This window comes from Terrihabitans soli, from assembly GCF_014191545.1.
Lineage (GTDB): Bacteria > Pseudomonadota > Alphaproteobacteria > Rhizobiales > Methylopilaceae > Flaviflagellibacter > Flaviflagellibacter soli.
This window is the reverse complement of record NZ_AP023361.1, coordinates 967,963-986,357: the sequence shown is the minus strand read 5'-3', so window position 1 is coordinate 986,357 and position 18,395 is coordinate 967,963. Positions and strand designations below refer to the sequence as shown.

The following is an 18,395-nucleotide window of genomic DNA, read 5'->3' as shown; positions in this document are numbered from 1 at the left end:
CGATTTTCGACTCAAAGAAACCTTAAATCCGGCCCGCTTCAGCATGCGACGACCCACTCGCCGCTATTCCCTGTTCTCGCTCATGCGCGAGGCGCGGCGCCAGCATACGGGCTGGGAGCCGGCCTGGCGGAGGGCTCAGCCGAAATCCTCCTATGATGTCGTGATCATCGGCGGCGGCGGCCATGGGCTGGCGACGGCCTATTACCTCGCCAAGCTCCACAATGTGACCAATGTGGCCGTCCTGGAAAAGGGCTGGCTCGGCGGCGGCAACACCGCCCGCAACACGACCATTATCCGTTCGAACTATCTGAGACCCGAAAGCATGGCGCTTTACGGGCTCTCTCACTCTCTGTTCGAACATCTGTCCGGCGAGCTCGACTTCAACACCTTCTATTCGCCGCGCGGCCTTGTCGATCTCGCCTATACCCGCAGCGATGTCGACCGGCTGTCACGCACGGCCGACGCCAACCGCCATTTCGGCATCAAATCCTGGATGATCCCGCCCGACGAGGTGCGCACCATCGTGCCGCAGCTCGACGACGGGCCGCGCAAGCGCTACCCGTTGATGGGCGCGCTTTGGCAGCCCTCGGGCGGCATTGCGCGCCATGATGCGATTGCCTGGGGCTATGCGCGCATGGCTTCGCGCCTCGGCGTTGACATCATCGAAAATTGCGAAGCGGAAAGCATCGAGCACGAAGTCGGCCGCGTGGTCGGGGTAAAGACCTCGCGCGGCTATATCCCGACCAGCACCGTGCTGATTGCCGCCGCCTCCGACACGCCGGCGCTCACAGCCCCGCTCGGCATCAGACTTCCGATCGAGCCCGTCACCTTGCAGGCGCTCGTCTCCGAACCGCTGAAACCGTTTCTCGATGTCGTCGTCATGGCCGGCAGCGTCGAGGGCTATGTCAGCCAGTCCGACAAGGGCGAACTCGTCATCGGCGGCGGCACCGATCTTTATCCCGGCTATTCGCGCCGCGGCGCGCTGCCGGCCATCGAGGACACGGTCGCATCCCTGCTCGAACTCTTTCCGGTCCTCTCGCGCGTCCGCATGATGCGCCATTGGGGCGGCACGGTCGACATCACACCCGACCGCTCGCCCATCATCGGCCCCGCCGGTCCGCGCGGACTCTACCTCAATTGCGGCTGGGGCACCGGCGGCTTCAAGGCCATTCCGGGTTCGGGCTACGCCACGGCCAGCCTCATCACCTCCGGCAAGGCGGCGCATGTCGTCGAGCCGTTCGGGCTTGAGCGCTTTGCGCAAGGCCGCATGATCGACGAAAGCGCGGCTTCGGCCGTGGCGCACTGACGATGCTGCTCATCACCTGCCCTGTCTGCGGCGTCAGAGCCAGCGAAACCGAATTCGCAAATGGCGGCCTGTATGCACAGGAAGGCGCGCGCGACCGCTATGTGCGCGGCATTGTGCGCGAATGGTGGAATTGCGAAAGCGGTTGCCGCTCCTGGTTCGGCATGGCGCGCCATGCCGGAAATCAGCGTGTTTTCGCCACCTGGGTCCGCGGCAAGGAACCTGAACTCTTTCCCGGTGAGAGCGCATGAGCCGCCTTCCGGAAAGCCAGCGCTTCGGCCGTCTTCTCGACCGCTCGAAACCGCTCGACTTCACCTTCGACGGCAAGAGGCTGAAAGGCTTTGCCGGCGACACGCTGGCGAGCGCGCTTCTTGCCAATGATGTGTCGACGGTCGCGCGCAGCTTCAAATATCACCGCCCGCGCGGCATCACCGGCATCGGGCTCGAAGAGCCGAACGCCTTTGTCGAGATCGGCCAGGGCGCACACCGCCTCTCCAGCCAGAACGCCGTCGCAGTGCCTCTGCGCCAGGGCCTTGCCGCACGCAGCCAGAATGCCTGGCCCTCGCTGCGCTTCGATTTCGCCGGCGTGCTCGACCGGGCGCGGCCGCTGCTTCCGGCGGGCTTTCAATACAAGACGTTCAAATGGCCGCTGCGGGCCTGGAATCTCTATGAGAGCCGCATTCGCCGCCTCGGCGGTCTCGGCCGCGTGCCGGACGCCGTCGATACTGACCGGTACGAGCATGTTCATGCCTTTGCCGATGTCCTCGTCATCGGCGGCGGCATTGCCGGCATCGCCGCGGCGGAAGCGGCCTCCGCTGAAGGGCTTAAGGTCATTCTGGCCGAAACGTCCTCGCGCCTCGGCGGCATTGTCGATGCCTATGACGGGCGTCTCGACGGCTGGTCGGTGCTCGACTGGACGAAGAAGAAAGTCGGCGCCCTCGCCGCGTCCGGCAATGTTCATATCCTGACGCGCACCGAGGCTGTCGGCCTTTACGATCACGGCCTGGCAATGCTCGTCGAAACACTCGATCCCGCAACAGCGGGACCGGAAGCCGGCAATGTGCCGCGCCAGCGCGTGTGGAAGCTGCGCGCCAAATCGATCGTCCTGGCGACCGGCGCGCATGAAAAGCCGCTGATCTTCCCGGAGAACGACCGGCCGGGCATCATGCTCGCAACATCGGCGCGGCTTTATCTGCGCCGCTATGCGATTGTTCCCGGCAAACGCATCGTCATCGCAACGACCGGCGATGAAGGCTATCGCACCGCCGCCGATCTCGACGCCGCCGGCGCCAATATCACGCGTATTGTCGATCTGCGCCTCCTGCCGGACTCGCCGCTCTTCCACATCACCAAATCGCAGGGCCGCTCGATCTCGGTCGGCTCGGCGCCCGTATCGACGCGGGCGCGCGGCCGCCGCCTCTCAGCCGTCACCTTCGCCAACCGCCTCACGGTCGATGGCCCGGCGCTCCGCAACGAAGTGAATTGCGATACGCTCCTGATTTCCGGCGGCTGGGCGCCGATGCCCAATCTTGCCGGACATCTCGGCGCGCGCCTTGTCTTCAATACCGAGCGCGGCTGCTTCATGCCCGACGAATTGCCGGCGGGCCTTTTCGTCGCCGGCGGCGCCAATGGGCATTTCGATCTTGGAGCCGCGGTAGACGACGGCTACCGCGCGGGCGCAGCCGCCGATGCGCATGTGCGCGGTCTCGACGACTTCTCGCCGCGCCGCCTCGAAAGCGTGGACATCACGCAGGACGATCCGTCCGAAGCCGTCGGCGCCCTGCCTGATATCTCGACGCCGAAAGAGCGGCTGCGCAGTTTCATCGATCAGCAGACCGATGTGACGGTCGGCGATATGGAGATCGCGGCGCGCGAAGGCTATGGCTCGCCCGAACTCGTCAAGCGCTATACCGGCATGACGCTCGGCGTCGATCAGGGCAAGAGCGTCTTTGCCGCTGCAGCAGCAATCCTGCCGAAACTCGCACGGACAAATCCCGCCGATGCCGAACACACGACCTTCCGGCCGCCTTTCTCGCCCGTCTCCTTCGGCGCGATCGCCGGCGCGCGCCGCGGGCCGCTGTTCCGCCCGACACGCGCGACGCCGCTGACGCCCTTGTTCAAGGACGCGATCATGGAGCCTGCCGGCCAATGGACGCTTCCCGCAGCCTTCCCGCAGCCGGGCGAAGCGCGCGAGGCCGCGGTGCGGCGCGAAGTGCGCGCCGTCAGGAGCGGCATCGGTCTGTTCGATGCGAGCGCCGGCGCCAAGATCGAAGTCTTCGGCCGCGACGCGCTCGATTTCCTCGAACATCTCAGCGCAACCGATCTCGGCGACATGGCCGCGGGCACCTCGCGCTACGCGCTATTCCTCAACGACGCCGGCTTCGTCATGGAAGACGGCGTCGTCGCCCGCATCTCCGAAGACCGCTTCCTGGTAGCGACCGGCATCACACAGGCAGCGCCCCTGCTCGCGTGGTTCGAGCGCTGGAAACAGCAGGTCTTCGACGATCTCGACGTGCGCTTCATGTACGAGACCGAGCGCTGGGCGCAGATTTTGCTCGCCGGCCCGCGCGTCCCGGAGCTTCTGTCGCGCATTCCCGGCGATATCGACATTTCGCAATTCACCGTCGACAGCTTCGCAGAAGGCGAGATTTTCGGAACGCCCGCTCGCGCACTCGCCAGCCGCTACACCGCCGGGTCCGAAGTCGAGCTCTCGGTCGCCTCCGGTTATGCACCGGCCCTGTGGACTTATCTCCTCAATGCCGGACAGGATCTCGGTGTCACGCGCTTCGGCGGCGAAGCGATGCACCGCCTTCGCCTTGAGGCCGGCGCGTTCGATCTCGACCGCGAGACGGACGGCACGGTGACGCCCTTCGATCTCGGCCTCGGCTCACTCGTCTCCTCGCGCAAGGATTTCTATGTCGGCCGCACGGGGCTTGAGCGTCCTGCTTTGACGCTCGGCAATCGCCGCCATCTTGTCGGCATCCTGATGGACGACAGGGCGCTCGTACCGCCGCCGGGCACCCATCTCATTCTCGATCCGGAAGAGCCGCCGCCGCGCCGCGTCGTCGGGCACATCACCTCGTCCGGCTATTCCCCGACCTTGCGCCGCTCGATTGCGCTGGCTCTCGTCAGCGCCGGCGAGCAGCATCTCGGCCAGTCGGTCTATGTGCTGATGTCCGGCGATGGACATATCGCCCATATCGCCGCGCCCGATTTTCTGTCGCTGACGGAGATCCCCGCAGCCGGAGACGATGCCGATGAGTGACGAGGCGATGCCCGAACTCAGATGGACCGATACGCTGTCGGCGCCGCGTTCGCTGGCAACGCGCGACGACACCGCTGTTGCGATCATCGAAGATCCGGGCGTCATCGAGATCGCATTGGAGGCGCGCGACACCTATCTGGCCCGCCGCGCCGGAAAGATCGCCGGCGTCAAACTGCCGTCGAACCCATGGGAAGTCGTGGAGAAGAAGGATCTCCGCGCCGTTTGGGTTGGCCCCTGGCGCTGGCGTCTCTTCCTGCCGCGCGAGCGGATCGCATCGCTTCTTGCGGCCTTCCGCGAGGACGTCGAAACCTCGATCCTCTCGGACCTCACCGGCGGCTTTGCCTGCTTCCGCGTCATCGGCGGCGGCGCGCCGGACATCCTCATGCGGTGCTGTCCCGTCGATCTCAGCGCTGTCGATACGCACACCGCCCGCGGCACATCGCTTGCCGGCGTCAAATGTCTTGTGCTGCGCGAAACCGAACCCGCCAATTCCTGGCTCGTGATGGCGCCGCGCTCGCTTGCGGAGCATGTCGCCCGCGCGCTGACGGAAGCCGCGCGGACGCCGGGGCGTCTTGCGTTGTTTGAGCCGGCGAAACCCCCGCCGGTTTAATCCAGGCTGTTCGGAAAATCAGGCCGAGCGGGCTTGCGGCTGCGGCGTCGGGCCCTGCCCGGCGACCGAGATCGCTTTGGTCAGGGTCTGCGCATATTCCTCGCCGAAGATTTTCGCCGAAACCTTGGCAATCGATTTCAGCCGATCGCGCAAATCCGGCTTCTGTTTCTCATTGGCGGCGCGGAAGCGCTCCATCAACTGCGGAATGCCGGTATCGAGAAGATCCTTCACCTCGCTGTAGACGCGCCCTGAGAGCGCGTTCAGAGCGATTTCTTCGGCGTAGGAGCGTGCGATCAAGAGCAGATCGATATCGGCGAGAAGACGCGTGACTTCGTGTTCTTCGAAATTGCGTTCCTTGTCGCGCGGCCGCACGAGCCGGCGCACGCGCGGCGACAGATCCTGAAGATCGCTGCGCACGCATTCGGCCATTTCCGAGCGCAGCGTCGCAAGTTTGCGCGCATGCGGCCCGTCGGGCGGAAGATCGATTTCGGTGCCGAGCGCACGCGCCGTCGCGCCGAAGGTGCGCACGGCTTTCAGGAAAGCCGGACGTTCATTAGTCGAAGTGTTGCGGCGCGCGCTGCTGTGCTCGCGTTCGGCTTCGGACAAAGCAAGATCGAGAATCCGTACATAAGGCGTCTCGACGATGCGGCCGCCATCGATCGTCTCCACCGCTACCGCGGCAAGACGCACGAAGGTCTGCGGATTGGGAAGCTTCTGGCGGATGAGGACGAGCGCAAAGGACAGCGCGTCCGGATATTTGATGGCAACGGGATCAAGGCGCGCCTTGATGGCTTTAAGCGCCTCTTCCACCGGGCCGCTCGGCGCATGCGTTTCCGCCGCAAACTTTTCCAAAAGAGCTCTGCGCCGCAGCGCGACGATCAGATCCTGAAGGTCTTCCGCCCCGCTATCGCCGCCGAGCTGGGCGGCGAGACGGTTACGGGTCTTGGCGGTTTCGGCCCGTTGCAGGACTTCGGTCAGAAGCGGGACGAGTTGATCCTGAATCTGATCGACGGCCGTGTCCTGCGCGTCCTTGTCGAGATTGCCTTCGAGCCGGCGGCCGAGTTCCTGGACAAGATCGGGCGCTCCGGTCGTCACCAGCCATTGCGCGAGCCGGTCCCGGCTCGTCTTGCTGATGATGCCCGATGTCTTGTTGCGGCTGTCATCGGCGACCGTGAACGGATCGATGACGGCGAGCAAAAGCTGTTCAGGAGCAACGAGTTCGGGGATTTCTCCAAGACGTCTCTGAGCCTGCAGAAGCGGCTCGAGGATGACATCGCGGAAGGGAATCTGGGCGCCGGCCGGGCTCGAGATCGCGGCAGACAGCCGGGCGCGCGCCGCGGGCGTCAGCTCGCAGAAGAATGCGGTCAGCTTTTCCTGGTCGAGGCCGTCGGCCATTCCCCCTCAGCCGGTTCGTTGATCGTGCACCGAATCTTGTACCCGGCGCATGCTTAACGCCGCGTTGAACAAAAAAGGCGGCCCCGTGGCCGCCTTTGTCTTTTTCCAAGCCTGCCGAGACTCTTAGACAGGCGCCCAGGTGCCGTCCGACTGGCGGCAGGCAACGCCCTTCGCCGTTTCCGGGCGGCCATCGATATAGATCGTGTGGGCGTATTCGCGGCAGCGCGCATAACCCTGGCGCTCATAATCGGGACCCGGCGTGACCGTGCCGTAATAGCGGTCCGACTTCCAGGCGACAGGAGCGCCCGGAGCGCCGCCTTCGAGGGCGCGGTATTCCGCAAGTTCCGCCTCGCGACGCGCTTTATCGTCGAGCGATTTACCGATCGCATTGCCGATCATGCCGCCCGCCACCGCGCCAATGACGCCGGTGGCGATACGGCCGCCGCCGCGCGGGCCGAGCGCCGCGCCGAGAATACCGCCGGCCACCGCACCGACCGCAGTGCCCGTCGATTGGCGGCTTGAGCCGCCGCTTGTCGTCGTGCAGCCGGCAACGCTCGCCGCCGTAAAAGCGATTACGAGCACATGTCTGAAAATCATTGGAGCACCCTCATGTCCCATTGGCGAGTTACGTCCGGAATTAGGCGAAACTCTGTCATATCGCTTCCGGAAGCTTCAGTTCCGCCCTTAATCCACCCAAAGGCGCATCGCCGAGCGACAGCGAGCCGCCATACAGCGTTGCAAGATCGGAGACGATAGCAAGCCCGAGGCCGGAGCCCGGCTTGGTCTCATCCAGTCTGCGGCCGCGCCTGAGCGCCGCCTCGCGCTGCTTTTCACCGAGTCCCGGCCCATCATCGTCGACGATGATCTGCAGGTGCGAAGGCTCGGCATCTTTCTTTTTGCCCTCGGCGGTGATCGACACCAGAACCCGTCCCGCCGCCCATTTGCAGGCATTGTCGAGAAGATTGCCGACCATTTCTTCGAGATCCTGCTGCTCGCCGCGGAAATTGACATCGTCCGCCGCAGTTTCAATGCGGATGTCGCGGCCGCGATGCACTTTCTCCATCGCCCGTACCAAGGCTTCGACGACAGGCTTTGCCTCCGTCACGGCGCCGACGACGGCGATGCCGGCTGAGACGCGCGCCCGGTCGAGATGATGGTCGATCTGATGGCGCATGATGTCCGCCTGCTCGATCACTTTCTCGGCCATCGGATCGGTCGAGGCATTGGCCTCGTTGACGATAACGGACAGCGGCGTCTTCAGCGCATGGGCAAGATTTCCGGCATGGGTGCGGGCACGTGCAATCACTTCGCGGTTCGAATCCAGAAGCCCGTTGAGTTCGCGCGCCAGCGGCGCGATTTCACGCGGCACCGCGCCCTCAAGCCGCTCGCTCTTGCCGGCGCGGATCGCAGCGATCTGCTGCGAGATATGGCTGAGGGGCCGAAGACCGAACAGAACCTGGATGGCGGCCGTCGCAACAAGTCCGAGGCCGAGCAGAATGAAGGTAATGATGAGATCGGATCGGAACGCGCCGACCTCTTCCGCGATCTCGCTCGATTCACCTGCCACCGCGACGACGAAACGCTGATCGCCGACCTGGATGATGCGCTCGACCTGCCGCAGATTTTCTTCGTCCGGACCGGTCGTATAGGTGTCGCGCGTTGCGGTGACGTCTTTCTCGGGGTCGGTATCGATCAGAAACGGAAGATTGCGGTCAAACAGGCTCGGCGATGTGCGGAGAACGTTCGTTGCGTTGTTTTCCATCTTTCCGATCTGCCAGTACCAGCCCGACAGCGGCAGTTCGAAACGCGGCTCGCCGACCGTGAACTCGATCTTGTCGAGATTTGAATTGCTGGCGAGATCGGCGACAAGGGCTTTCAGATAGACATGCAGGCGCTGATCGAAGCCGCGCTCGACAAGCCCCTGATAATAGGATGAGAGCGCAAACCCTGCGACGGTGAGCACCGCCGCCGTCCAGAGTGCGGCGGACAGAAGAAGGCGCGAGGCAAGCGACAGGCCCATCAGGCTTTCGTTTCGGGCGGCATTGCCACATAGCCGAGACCGCGCACCGTCTGGATGAGATCGACGCCGAGTTTCTTGCGGATGCGGCCGACAAAGACTTCGACCGTGTTCGAGTCGCGATCGAAATCCTGATCGTACAAATGTTCGACAAGTTCGGTGCGCGAGACGACGCGGCCCTGATGATGCATCAGGTAAGACAGCAGCCGGTATTCGTGCGAGGTCAGCTTCACGGGATTGCCGTCGACCGAGACGCGGCCGGTGCGCGTGTCGAGCCGCACGGTGCCGCAGGCAAGTTCGCTCGTCGTGTGGCCGGCGGCGCGCCGCACAAGCGCCCGCAGACGCGCCAGAATCTCTTCCATATGGAAGGGTTTCGGAACGTAATCGTCGGCGCCGGCATCGAAGCCCTGCACCTTGTCGCTCCAGCGGTCGCGCGCCGTCAGCAAGAGCACCGGAAAACGCCGTCCGCCGCGCCGCCATTCTTCAAGCACGCGCAGTCCGTCCATTTTCGGCAGGCCGATATCGAGGACGACCGCGTCATAAGGTTCGGTCGAGCCGAGAAAGTGCCCCTCCTCGCCGTCGAGCGCGGCATCGACGGCATAGCCGGCATCGGTCAGCGCCGCTTTGAGCTGGCGGTTGAGATCGGGATCGTCTTCGACGACAAGCACGCGCATCAGCGGGTCCCTATGACTTGGCCGTTCGTGGCGTTGAGCGACACATACACGACCTTGCCGGTGACGCTCAGCACCGTCACGACATAGACCAGCTGGCCGCCGCGATAGCAGAGTTCGGCATTGATCATCTCACCGCGCGCCGCCTGTTCGGCGGTGCCGCGGATATGGCGCAACGGAATCGCCCGTCCGTTGAGAACGGTGGCGATTGCTTCGCGGCGCGGCAAGCAGCCGTCGGCCGGGTAATCCTGCGAGGACGCCGGCCCGGACAGCGAAAGCGCCGTCAGGACCGCTGCAGGGACAAGACCGCCGAGGGAGAGATACCGGAACATTGCCGCGATCCTAGCGGGGACGGCTGAACTCTAGCTGAACGGCGGAAAATTATGCAATTTCCGTGGCTTGTGTCCCCATTTGGGGCTGTGGCGACCGGTCCCCACGGCCCGAAAAAGGCCGCCCGCCCACTCGCCAAAGTTTAACGCCCGTGGAATCCTCCCGCCCGCACAAACTGGGGGGATATGAGCGTGTCGCGCAGCGGCTTCAAAGCCGCTATCGGATCTTTTGTGGATGTCTTCACCACCGCCGCGCGATGCCGCTGACTTACATCGTGCTGTTTCTGCTCGGTGCCGTTCAGACGCTGGTGCTTTTTTCGCTCGACAAGACGGGCAAGCTTCAAGGGATTTACGACCAGCAGGCAATGATCTCGGATGCCGTGAGTTTCGGTGGTGTCTTTGTCCTCGTCCCGCTCTTCATCGTCGTGCTCCGCTATTTTACCCGTGCCGAACCCACCTATCCGCCGGGACTTTTCTTCTTCTGCCTGCGCCTGATCGGCTGGACGATCGCTTTGCGCTCATCGCGGCGAGCACCGTCGTTTTAACCTGGCTCAGCCCTTTCGCTGCTCTATCCGCTTGTCGCGCGCGGCGAGCCTTCGCCGCTCTTCAACAGTTTCCGCCAGACGAGCGGCTCAGCCTTCTTCGCTTTTCGCGCCTTCTTCTTCGCGTGTCTGCTCAGCATCCCCGTGGGTGCGGTAATGGTCGCTTTTCAGTTCTGGATGCTCGATATCTCATTGGACGACTTCCGAGCCGGCAATATTACGGCGCTGCTTGAGCCGCAGCCGCTCGAAAAGAGCGCCGTTTTCGCCTTCGCAGCCGGCGTCGGCACCATTCTTGTCACCGTCTACTACACAGCTTTGCTGGGCCGCATTTTCCGCGCGATCCGCGCGCCGTCTGACGTCTACTCATATGAATAGGGAAGATACGAAAATGGCCCCCATTCGCGGGGGCCGAAGTTTCAGGAGGACGTCCGTCCGAAAGACGGGCGAGAACGCGCGCGCGTGAACTCCTAACGCACCCTGCTCCGACAGCGCGCAGGCCGGAGCATAAATCCTATCGGCGGAAAACGGGAGCGCGCGCAGCGATTGGAGCGGGGATAGCGTCGGCGCCGAGCACAAAATCGGTGTGTTCGGTCAGAATCCGGCGCGGCGTGCCGAGCAATGCATCGATCCGCACTGAGACGCGTGCCGCAAGACGCCGCGTGAAGCCTTCATAGCCCTTGATGGCACCGGAAAACGTCATCCCGTTTCTCCTCGAAGAAGCGATCCGGACTGCTCCGGGCTCGTGTGGGAAGAAAACGTTTTGGTAAACAGCAGGTTCCATCGCTCAAATGCCGCCCCCTGCATGATACTGGCGCCTATATATAAAGAGTGGGGCAAGCGAGATGACCCCGCTCTACAATCACAAGCAGCAAGAGAGTGTTTACTCTCAATTTTGACGGAGTTTTTGCGGGTCGCTGTCAAACTTCTCCCCATCGCCAAACGCCGGAAACAAGGCTGATGGCTCTTCAGGGGGAAGTCACATGACCTATGCCATGCTGTTTCTTCAGGTTCGCCGCGCCTCGTTGCGTATCGCCGAGGACGTTGAGGCTCATCGCATTCCGCTTCGCGCCGATTTGAAGCTTCTTGGCCTCAAAGCCCAGATGTTCGCCCGCAGAATGGGCTGAAGGCCCTTTGTCCGGCCGCGGATCCTCGCGATGAGGCCGCGGACCGGACGCGCGCGAATCAATTCCGGGCCTGTATGGACAATCTGCGCGCTTTTCCGCGTTTTCTCCGGGCAAAAGTATAAATCAGAGGCTCTTTAGATCGCGTCCTGTCTTGGTCCGCGAGCAAGAGTCTAGACCCGATTCGACCGCGCTGCTGTTTGAGTCGTTGCAAGCAACGCCGAACGCGAATCTTCCGCCTCAGACTCGTCGTCGCTTGATTGTTCGAACCGATTTCGGGTCGAAAAATCTTTCGAAGCGCGCTTGCTTAACTCAAAATTACCAATCAACATGACAATTGCTGTTGGTACACGTCGGAAAAAGCTTGCCGTGTTTGCAAAAGCAGGGTCATGGTTCTGGCGTGTGCGTGATTGAGTCGCGAACAACCGCGGAGAAAAAAGATATGGCTACGAAACCGAAGGCGAAGAAGAAGCCGGCTGCTAAGAAGAAGCCGGTGAAGCGCGCTGCTGCGAAGACGACGAAGAAGTCGGCTACGCGCAAGACGGCTGCTAAGAAGAAGCCGGCTGCCAAGCGCAAGACCGCCAAGAAGAAGTAATGGCCTAGCGGCGCTTGCGCCGCGGCCACCTATTCGGCCAGCGAACGATCCGCTCCACGATTTGCTCTGGATCCAGATCGTCCTCGCTGGCCGAAATGCGTTTGCGGACCGAAATTCCGGCGCGGTGCACGCTTTCCGGATCGCCGCTCACCAGGGGATGCCAATCCGGCAGGTCCTCTCCCTCCGACAGCAGACGATACGCGCAGGTCGGCGGCAACCAATTCAGATTCCTCACCGTTTTCGGCGTCAGGCGGACGCAGTCGGCAACCTTCTTCTGCCGGTTCTTGTAGTCGCGGCACTGGCATGTTGCGCCGTCGAGCAGCGTGCAGCCGACATCGGTGTAGTGGATCTCGCCCGTGTCCTCGTCCTCGAGCTTGACCAGGCAGCAGCGCGCACAACCATCGCACAGCCCTTCCCATTCGAGGCGTGACATCTCCTCGAGGGTTTTTACCTGCCAGTATTTGCCGCGCGCCATGCCTGAAACTGTCCTTAATCGGCCATTAATCGCTCTTGCGCCCGGCCGCGAGCCGGGTCAAGAGAAGCAATAGAAACGCGCAATTCGCCGCGGGGATGTTCGGGTGCAAAATCCGTTTTCTGCCGAACGGCTGGAGAAAATAAGACGGGCTCTTTTGGCGGCCGATTCCGCCATCGATGCTGGCGTCTATGAAGCCGGTTCCGTCTTCGGCCGCATCTGGGGCCGCTTTGTCGGCTTCTCGCAGGATCTGAAGCTGCGGTCTTGGCGCCGCGCACTCGCGGAAGTGTGTTCGGAAGGTCTCACTTGGGGCGCGCTCGGCGCAGTCGGCATGCTCGCGCTGGCCCAGCCCGCATTCCACGCCACCGAAGAAGACTGGCGCGACCGTGTAGATCTCGCGGTGACATTCGAAGATCGCACCGGCGTCGAGATCGGCCGCCGCGGCATCCTGCAGACCGACGCCGTTTCGCTGTCCGAAATCCCAGACCATATGAAGAAGGCGGCGATGGCAATCGAAGACCGCCGCTTCTATCAGCATTTCGGCATCGACGTGCTCGGCACCTTCCGCGCCGTCGTCGAAAACGCGCGCGCCAACACCGTCGTGCAGGGCGGCTCGTCGCTGACGCAGCAGCTGGCCAAAAATCTGTTTCTCTCGAACGAGCGCACGCTCGAACGCAAAGTCAAAGAGGCCTTCCTCGCGTTCTGGCTCGAGTCGAACCTGACCAAGGACGAGATTCTGAAGCTCTATCTCGACCGCGCCTATCTCGGCGGCGGCACGTTCGGCGTCGAAGCTGCGGCGCAGTTCTATTTCAACAAGTCGGCGCGCCAGCTGACGCTCGCGGAATCGGCGATGCTCGCCGGCATGTTCAAGGCGCCGACGAAGTTTGCGCCTCATCTCAACCTGTCGGCAGCGCGCGCCCGCGCCAATGTCGTGCTCGATGCGCTGGTCGAGTCAGGCTTCATGACCGAAGGCCAGGTCCATGCCGCGCGCCTCAACCCGGCAACGCCCGTCAATCGCCTGCGCGACGGTACGCCTGATTATTATCTCGACTGGGCATTCTCGGAAGTGAAGAAGCTTGCCGACGAGGACAAGCTTAAAGGCGTCCGCTCGGTCATCGTCAAAACGCCCTTCGATTCCACCGTGCAGAAAAAGGCCGAAGAAGCCGTCGACAACAATCTGCGCCAGTACGGCGCTCAATACGGCGTCAAACAGGCAGCGCTCGTCGTCATGGAGCCGCTCGGCGCGGTGCATGCGATGGTCGGCGGCCGCGATTACGGCGCAAGCCAGTTCAACCGCGCGAGCGACGCCGAACGCCAGCCAGGCTCCTCGTTCAAGGTCTATGTCTACACGACGGCGATGATGAACGGTTACACGCCGAACTCGATCGTCACCGACGGCCCCATCACCATCGGAAACTGGTCGCCGCAGAACTACAGCCACGGCTATGCCGGTCCCACCACGCTGATGAACGCGCTGACGCGCTCCTACAACACCGTTCCGGTGCGGCTCGGCCGCGCGCTCGGGCTTGAGAAAGTGGTTCAGACGGCCGTCAATATGGGCGTGCGCACGCCGCTGCGCATCAACAAGGCGCTGGCGCTCGGCACCTCGGAAGTCACGGTGCTCGATCAGGCGGCGGGCTATTCGACACTCGCCAATGGCGGCTTCAAGACCGTGCCCTACGCCGCCGTCGAGATTCGCGACAATCTCGGCAATATCCTGTGGTCGCATGAGCGCGATGCGCCCCAGCCTCAGCGGGTGGTCCCGCCGCAGGCCGTCGGCGACATGAACAAGATTCTCGTCAACGTCGTCGAGAACGGCACGGGCCGCAGAGCCATCCTTCCCGGCCTCACCGTCGGCGGCAAAACCGGCACCAGCCAGGATTATCGCGACGCGTGGTTCATCGGCTTCACCGGCGATCTCACCTGCGCAGTCTGGTTCGGCAATGACGATTTTACCGGCACCCGCAACATGACCGGCGGCTCGCTGCCCGCGATGACCTTCCATGACGTGATGACGATCGCGCAGGCCGGTATCGAGCCGAAGCCCATTCCCGGCATCGCGCCGCGCGGCGGCGGCGCAGCAACGCCGGTTGCCGCTTCAAACCCCAACGAGCCCGACAGCGCCGCCCAGGCCGGCCGCCTGCCGCGCCGCGCGTCTGTCGTTCTCGACGAAATCCATACGCTGATGATGCGCGCAGCCGGCGCGACGGCCGGGGTGGCGCCCGAGCGGCGCGCTTCGGCGGTCCCCAGCGAGGGTCCTGTCACCTCCTCGATGTTCGTCGGGCGCGGCCTGAACTGAATTCCTCCGGCGCCAGCCGGCACCACGGTCTTTATCTCTGTGCGCCTGATCATCAATCTCATCGTCATCTGCATGATCGCGGCGGGCGTCGGCCTCGGGCTCACTTTCCTTGCGGTGCGCCATCCCTTGGCGCTCGACGTCATTCAGGACGGTGCGTGGGAAGCGATCGCCAATGAAGGCGGCCCGGATGTCGATGCCTATGCGCTGGCGGCGCTGGCCCATCGCGGCGAGGCGCCGCTGTCCATCGCCGACGGCCTTACCTTCCGGGCCAGCGAAGACGAGGACGGCAACCCGCTCTCGGGCGCGTGTTCCTACGTCATCTCCGGAGCGCTGCCGCCGGTGCGCGTGTGGTCGCTCTCGGCCTTCGACCGCGACGGCCGCCCCTTCCCGAACCCGGCCGGCCGCTACGGCTATTCGAATGCGGATGCGATGCGCGATAGCGATGGCGCCATCCGCATCGCACTATCCGCCGAAGCGCAGCCCGGCGACTGGATCCCCGTCGCAAGCGATGCGCCGAAGATCATGCTCGAACTGCGCCTGTACGACACGACGGCCGCCGCGATTTCCGGCGGCCGCAGCGCGCCTGAACTGCCGGCGATCAAACGCACGGGATGCCGGTCATGAGATGGCCTTTCCTCATTGCCGGCATTCTGATCGGTTGCGTGCTGCATATCGTGTCGCTGCTCGCAGTGCCGGTCGTTGCGCCGCGCGATGCCTATTCGCGGCTCGCTGCGATGGGGCCCGAGAACACGCCGATCCTTCTGGATCAATCCGATCCCGAAAAGAGCCTGCCCTATCTCGATCCGGCTTTCGTCCATATCGGCTGCCGGTTCGACCTCTCGCAGGGTCCGGTGCGCGTGCGCATCCCGCTCGCCGGGCCTTACGTCTCGCTCTCGTTCCACAGCCGCGACGGAACGGCGTTCTTCTCACTCAACGACCGCTCGGCGCTCGGCACGGTGCTCGATGCGGAAATGCGCGACGAGCGCGACGAAGCATCGAAAGCACTGCCGCTCAGCGCCGGCACGATCTCGGTCGTGTCTCCGGGTTCGACGGGCTTTGTTCTCGCGCGCGCCTTTGCCGCCGCGCCGAGCGCGGTCAAACAGCTGCGTGAGGATTTTGCAAAAGCCGTGTGCGCACCGCGCGGCTAGGGATTATTTGCTGACGAGCTTCATCGGCATCTGCGCCGGCAGAACGCCGATATCGGCTTCGAGCGCGAGCAGCGCCCTTTCCGCACCCACCGCCGTGGCATCCGGCGTCTGCATCATCAGGCGCTGGAACGCATAGCGGTAGATATCGACCCGCTCGCGCATCGAAGTCTGCACCGCATAGACAAGCCAGCGGTTCTCTTCGATACGCGCAAGAGCGCTCTGCACTTCTTCGTCGCTCGCATCGGGCACTTCGGCAAGGCTGCGCTCGCGCACGCGGTCAAAGCTTGCGACCACATTGGCGCTCTGCACAAACAGCGGGTAGCGGACGCGATCGTTCTGGATGTCCATTTCAAGCCGCGCAAAACGCGCACCGCTCGACCGGAAATCTTCCGTCAGAAGCTCGCGCACATAATCGCCGCGTTTGGGAACTGTCTTTTCGACGGTCAGGATGCGGGTGCGCCGGATTTCGGCAAGCCAGCCCATGAAAAACTGCTTTTCGAGCTGCGGCATCAAGAGCGACCAGGCGCGGTCGCGCAACTCGCGCTCATTATCGGTGAACGGGAATTTGGATCTTGGCTCTTTGCGGTATTTGGAGGCGAGTTCGCCACCGAACGGCAGAACATCGTCGCTCAGAACCGACGGCTTCGGGCGCTCAAAATCGCCCATGGTCGGTGCGCATGCGGTCAGCAAAACGGTCAGCGCACAAGGCAGGACCGCCGCACGAAACGTTTTCAGGTACGCCGCCGCGATTTGACCCGGCGGCGACGCGGCTTCTCCTCTTCCCCATCCGGCTCGCGCTCGTAGCGAATGCCGGTGAAGAGAAGCAGTTTGCCCATCTCCGCTTGTGGCGCAGCTGTGCGCGCGTCGCGAGTTTGGGGCTGAAACCTCAGAAGAGTTCCCATCAAAAATCTCCGCGTTGGGCACGCGGCCCAGCGAGGCCATAGGAGAGCATCCGTGTTGGAGTTCGCCTGCTGGGATTTAGAGGCCCGTATGGTTAACCATTGGTTATCGCCGGAGGCTCGCGGGCTTGCGCCTGGGGGCTGTTGCCTATTGCACACAGCGGTCTCCCCGTGAGAGGCCCCGACCCAGGGTTAACGAAACGCTAAGCCGCACCGCGTAGCGTCTTTGCGGGGCACCCCGACCGTGACCGACAGCAATTTCCGCCTTCTCGGGCTTCAGAGACTGGTTTCCGAGCATGGACTTGATGTCCAGGCGACGGTGCTGCGCGTCGCCACCGATCTTTTCTGCCAGTCGCGCACACATGCGCCGGCCGATATCGCCCGCTACACCGATCTTGCGCTGGCGCTCCTCGACCAGGTGGATGCTGCAACGCGCAATGCCGTTGCCGACAAGCTGTCGCGCCTGCCCAACGCGCCCGAGAAAGTCCTCAAGCGCCTCCTCGACGACAATGACATTGCAGTTTCAAGCGCCGTGCTCGCCCATTCGCCGGCGCTGAAGCTCGAAAATCTCACCGCCTTCCTCGCCCAGTGCGGCGCCGGAGAAGCGGCTGCCGTCGCCCGCCGGACGGATATCGATGCGGATACCGTCCGCACCCTTACCGGCCATGCCAGCATTCTCGTCACCGAGGCGCTTCTCGAAAACCACGCTTTGTCTTTCGATGCGTCATCCGCCGCCCTTCTGATCGCGCGCGCCGCGAAAGAGCCTTCGCTGACGAAGATCATCTTCGGCCATCCGGGATTTCATGCCGCCGATTTCGCGCCACTCTACCCGCGGGCGCCCGATGCTGTGCGCACGGATATCCGTTTAGCCCTCGCCGAGCGCGCGCCGCGCGTTATGCCGCCGGTGCTGTTCGAGGCCGTCTCGGCGCTGAATGAGGCCGTCACGGCGCTTGACCGCGAACGCATCGCCGCCGCGCTCGTCAAAGCCCTGCGCCTCGATCCTGCGGGTATCGGCCGCGTTCTGGAAGACGAGACGGGCGAAGTCTTCGTCATGGCGCTGGCGGCTGCCGGCATCAAGCGTCCGCTCGCGATCAATCTTCTTCTGGTGCTTGCGCCGAAAAGCGTGCGACTGTCGGTCGAGCGCATCTTCGCCGCTGCCGATATCCATGAAACCACATCGCGGCGCGTTGCCCGCGAGATCGTCTCGGCTGTGGCCGGCGAACGCCGCACCGGGACTCAGGCGAGCTTTGAGCCCTTCATGCATCCCTCGGGAACGCCTATGCGCTCGGGCGCTGCGCGCCGCGCGCTCACCAAACCGCAGCAGGCAACGCGCCGTCCCGATATCATCGGCAAAGCCTGATCAGGCGAGTTCGAGGAAATGCCGCCCGTTGCGGTCCTCGACATCGACGATCCACAGGTCGGGATCGAATTTGATCTCGCGCTCCATGCGCGCCTTCACGGCCTCGGCGTCCGCAACATTGTCGAGAGCAATGAAGAGACGGTCGCGCACCTCCCCGTCGGGGATCAGAGCCTGCGGCGCCTGGCTGAAGAGGGTGCGCGTTCCATCGAGCCTGTCGAGCACGACAAAGACCGCGCCCGCCTCGGGCGAGCCGCGGCGCGTGACGACCGCATAGGCGCCCTCGACATGGCATCGCCTGACATAGGCGGCCACCCACATGGAAGATGTCAGACGCATGGTGTGAGACAATGGCGCGGGCTCTCGCCCGCG

General features: G+C 63.6%; 21 protein-coding genes. 12 read left to right on the top strand and 9 right to left on the bottom strand.

Annotation, left to right across the window (positions count from 1 at the left end):
• Positions 1–43: 43 nt before the first annotated feature.
• The 4 genes from IZ6_RS05145 to IZ6_RS05130 are packed head-to-tail and all read left to right on the top strand — an operon-like array spanning position 44 to position 5,178.
• Positions 44–1,306: a sarcosine oxidase subunit beta family protein gene (locus IZ6_RS05145; RefSeq protein WP_222876928.1), complete on the top strand. Its 1,263-nt coding sequence runs from the start codon at positions 44–46 to the stop codon at positions 1,304–1,306.
• 2 nt (positions 1,307–1,308) lie between these two features.
• Complete coding sequence (locus tag IZ6_RS05140; protein WP_222876927.1) at positions 1,309–1,554, top strand: sarcosine oxidase subunit delta; 246 nt, start codon at positions 1,309–1,311, stop codon at positions 1,552–1,554.
• On the top strand, positions 1,551–4,568 hold the full coding sequence (locus IZ6_RS05135; RefSeq protein WP_222876926.1) for a 2Fe-2S iron-sulfur cluster-binding protein: 3,018 nt from the start codon (positions 1,551–1,553) through the stop codon (positions 4,566–4,568). Before IZ6_RS05140 ends, IZ6_RS05135 begins: the two co-directional genes overlap by 4 nt.
• A complete protein-coding gene (locus tag IZ6_RS05130; RefSeq protein ID WP_222876925.1) occupies positions 4,561–5,178 on the top strand; it encodes an aminomethyltransferase family protein in 618 nt (205 codons plus the stop codon). The genes IZ6_RS05135 and IZ6_RS05130 overlap by 8 nt, the downstream gene beginning before the upstream one ends.
• Positions 5,179–5,196: 18 nt before the next feature.
• Here the strand turns inward: IZ6_RS05130 and IZ6_RS05125 are convergent, their stop codons facing one another.
• The 5 genes from IZ6_RS05125 to IZ6_RS05105 all read right to left on the bottom strand — a co-directional run bounded on the left by IZ6_RS05125 (position 5,197) and on the right by IZ6_RS05105 (position 9,593).
• Positions 5,197–6,573 (bottom strand): hypothetical protein, encoded by a 1,377-nt coding sequence (locus IZ6_RS05125; protein WP_222876924.1) that lies wholly within the window; start codon positions 6,571–6,573, stop codon positions 5,197–5,199.
• A gap of 123 nt (positions 6,574–6,696) precedes the next feature.
• A complete protein-coding gene (locus IZ6_RS05120) occupies positions 6,697–7,170 on the bottom strand; it encodes a glycine zipper 2TM domain-containing protein (RefSeq protein WP_222876923.1) in 474 nt (157 codons plus the stop codon).
• Between the two features lie 55 nt (positions 7,171–7,225).
• Positions 7,226–8,593 carry an ATP-binding protein gene (locus tag IZ6_RS05115; RefSeq protein WP_222876922.1) on the bottom strand — a complete coding sequence of 456 codons (1,368 nt, stop codon included), beginning with the start codon at positions 8,591–8,593 and terminating at the stop codon, positions 7,226–7,228.
• Positions 8,593–9,264, bottom strand: a complete 672-nt coding sequence (locus IZ6_RS05110) for a response regulator transcription factor (protein WP_222876921.1) — start codon at positions 9,262–9,264, stop codon at positions 8,593–8,595. The genes IZ6_RS05115 and IZ6_RS05110 overlap by 1 nt, the downstream gene beginning before the upstream one ends.
• Positions 9,264–9,593, bottom strand: coding sequence for a PepSY domain-containing protein (locus IZ6_RS05105; RefSeq protein WP_222876920.1), 330 nt, complete (start codon positions 9,591–9,593; stop codon positions 9,264–9,266). Before IZ6_RS05105 ends, IZ6_RS05110 begins: the two co-directional genes overlap by 1 nt.
• Positions 9,594–9,742: 149 nt before the next feature.
• On the opposite strand from IZ6_RS05105, the gene IZ6_RS05100 reads away from it, so the two are divergent.
• Positions 9,743–10,135 (top strand): hypothetical protein, encoded by a 393-nt coding sequence (locus IZ6_RS05100; protein WP_222876919.1) that lies wholly within the window; start codon positions 9,743–9,745, stop codon positions 10,133–10,135.
• Between the two features lie 153 nt (positions 10,136–10,288).
• A complete protein-coding gene (locus tag IZ6_RS05095) occupies positions 10,289–10,507 on the top strand; it encodes a hypothetical protein (protein WP_222876918.1) in 219 nt (72 codons plus the stop codon).
• 136 nt (positions 10,508–10,643) lie between these two features.
• On the opposite strand, the gene IZ6_RS05090 is transcribed toward IZ6_RS05095, so the two are convergent.
• Positions 10,644–10,832 carry a hypothetical protein gene (locus IZ6_RS05090; RefSeq protein WP_222876917.1) on the bottom strand — a complete coding sequence of 63 codons (189 nt, stop codon included), beginning with the start codon at positions 10,830–10,832 and terminating at the stop codon, positions 10,644–10,646.
• 280 nt (positions 10,833–11,112) lie between these two features.
• On the opposite strand from IZ6_RS05090, the gene IZ6_RS05085 reads away from it, so the two are divergent.
• A complete protein-coding gene (locus tag IZ6_RS05085; RefSeq protein WP_222876916.1) occupies positions 11,113–11,256 on the top strand; it encodes a hypothetical protein in 144 nt (47 codons plus the stop codon).
• Positions 11,257–11,695: 439 nt separating this feature from the next.
• Positions 11,696–11,848, top strand: coding sequence for a hypothetical protein (locus tag IZ6_RS05080; RefSeq protein WP_222876915.1), 153 nt, complete (start codon positions 11,696–11,698; stop codon positions 11,846–11,848).
• A 4-nt stretch (positions 11,849–11,852) separates the two neighbouring features.
• Here the strand turns inward: IZ6_RS05080 and IZ6_RS05075 are convergent, their stop codons facing one another.
• A complete protein-coding gene (locus tag IZ6_RS05075; RefSeq protein ID WP_222876914.1) occupies positions 11,853–12,323 on the bottom strand; it encodes a YcgN family cysteine cluster protein in 471 nt (156 codons plus the stop codon).
• A 154-nt stretch (positions 12,324–12,477) separates the two neighbouring features.
• On the opposite strand from IZ6_RS05075, the gene IZ6_RS05070 reads away from it, so the two are divergent.
• From IZ6_RS05070 to IZ6_RS05060, 3 genes are read left to right on the top strand one after another with little or no spacing between them, the layout of a single operon-like run.
• The gene (locus IZ6_RS05070) at positions 12,478–14,619 is read left to right on the top strand and encodes a transglycosylase domain-containing protein (protein WP_420825571.1); all 2,142 of its coding nucleotides are present in this window, start codon (positions 12,478–12,480) and stop codon (positions 14,617–14,619) included.
• 39 nt (positions 14,620–14,658) lie between these two features.
• Positions 14,659–15,243, top strand: a complete 585-nt coding sequence (locus IZ6_RS05065) for a DUF1214 domain-containing protein (protein WP_222876913.1) — start codon at positions 14,659–14,661, stop codon at positions 15,241–15,243.
• Positions 15,240–15,767: a DUF1254 domain-containing protein gene (locus IZ6_RS05060; RefSeq protein WP_222876912.1), complete on the top strand. Its 528-nt coding sequence runs from the start codon at positions 15,240–15,242 to the stop codon at positions 15,765–15,767. Before IZ6_RS05065 ends, IZ6_RS05060 begins: the two co-directional genes overlap by 4 nt.
• Before the next feature lie 3 nt (positions 15,768–15,770).
• Here the strand turns inward: IZ6_RS05060 and IZ6_RS05055 are convergent, their stop codons facing one another.
• Positions 15,771–16,433 (bottom strand): hypothetical protein, encoded by a 663-nt coding sequence (locus tag IZ6_RS05055; protein ID WP_222876911.1) that lies wholly within the window; start codon positions 16,431–16,433, stop codon positions 15,771–15,773.
• A gap of 477 nt (positions 16,434–16,910) precedes the next feature.
• On the opposite strand from IZ6_RS05055, the gene IZ6_RS05050 reads away from it, so the two are divergent.
• Positions 16,911–18,026 (top strand): DUF2336 domain-containing protein, encoded by a 1,116-nt coding sequence (locus tag IZ6_RS05050; RefSeq protein ID WP_222876910.1) that lies wholly within the window; start codon positions 16,911–16,913, stop codon positions 18,024–18,026.
• Here IZ6_RS05050 and IZ6_RS05045 read toward each other — a convergent pair whose 3' ends face one another.
• Complete coding sequence (locus IZ6_RS05045; RefSeq protein WP_222877547.1) at positions 18,027–18,362, bottom strand: DUF1491 family protein; 336 nt, start codon at positions 18,360–18,362, stop codon at positions 18,027–18,029.
• Between the last annotated feature and the right edge of the window lie 33 nt (positions 18,363–18,395).

Excerpts from the sequence above, each read along its gene's own strand:
- IZ6_RS05045 (WP_222877547.1), bottom strand. The coding sequence starts at position 18,362 with ATGCGTCTGACATCTTCCATGTGGGTGGCCGCCTATGTCAGGCGATGC.
- IZ6_RS05140 (WP_222876927.1), top strand. The coding sequence starts at position 1,309 with ATGCTGCTCATCACCTGCCCTGTCTGCGGCGTCAGAGCCAGCGAAACC.
- IZ6_RS05075 (WP_222876914.1), bottom strand. The coding sequence starts at position 12,323 with ATGGCGCGCGGCAAATACTGGCAGGTAAAAACCCTCGAGGAGATGTCA.
- IZ6_RS05130 (WP_222876925.1), top strand. The coding sequence starts at position 4,561 with ATGAGTGACGAGGCGATGCCCGAACTCAGATGGACCGATACGCTGTCG.
- IZ6_RS05115 (WP_222876922.1), bottom strand. The coding sequence starts at position 8,593 with ATGGGCCTGTCGCTTGCCTCGCGCCTTCTTCTGTCCGCCGCACTCTGG.
- IZ6_RS05055 (WP_222876911.1), bottom strand. The coding sequence starts at position 16,433 with ATGGGCGATTTTGAGCGCCCGAAGCCGTCGGTTCTGAGCGACGATGTT.
- IZ6_RS05105 (WP_222876920.1), bottom strand. The coding sequence starts at position 9,593 with ATGTTCCGGTATCTCTCCCTCGGCGGTCTTGTCCCTGCAGCGGTCCTG.
- IZ6_RS05120 (WP_222876923.1), bottom strand. The coding sequence starts at position 7,170 with ATGATTTTCAGACATGTGCTCGTAATCGCTTTTACGGCGGCGAGCGTT.
- IZ6_RS05085 (WP_222876916.1), top strand. The coding sequence starts at position 11,113 with ATGACCTATGCCATGCTGTTTCTTCAGGTTCGCCGCGCCTCGTTGCGT.
- IZ6_RS05135 (WP_222876926.1), top strand. The coding sequence starts at position 1,551 with ATGAGCCGCCTTCCGGAAAGCCAGCGCTTCGGCCGTCTTCTCGACCGC.
- IZ6_RS05090 (WP_222876917.1), bottom strand. The coding sequence starts at position 10,832 with ATGACGTTTTCCGGTGCCATCAAGGGCTATGAAGGCTTCACGCGGCGT.
- IZ6_RS05125 (WP_222876924.1), bottom strand. The coding sequence starts at position 6,573 with ATGGCCGACGGCCTCGACCAGGAAAAGCTGACCGCATTCTTCTGCGAG.
- IZ6_RS05095 (WP_222876918.1), top strand. The coding sequence starts at position 10,289 with ATGGTCGCTTTTCAGTTCTGGATGCTCGATATCTCATTGGACGACTTC.
- IZ6_RS05145 (WP_222876928.1), top strand. The coding sequence starts at position 44 with ATGCGACGACCCACTCGCCGCTATTCCCTGTTCTCGCTCATGCGCGAG.
- IZ6_RS05110 (WP_222876921.1), bottom strand. The coding sequence starts at position 9,264 with ATGCGCGTGCTTGTCGTCGAAGACGATCCCGATCTCAACCGCCAGCTC.
- IZ6_RS05080 (WP_222876915.1), top strand. The coding sequence starts at position 11,696 with ATGGCTACGAAACCGAAGGCGAAGAAGAAGCCGGCTGCTAAGAAGAAG.
- IZ6_RS05060 (WP_222876912.1), top strand. The coding sequence starts at position 15,240 with ATGAGATGGCCTTTCCTCATTGCCGGCATTCTGATCGGTTGCGTGCTG.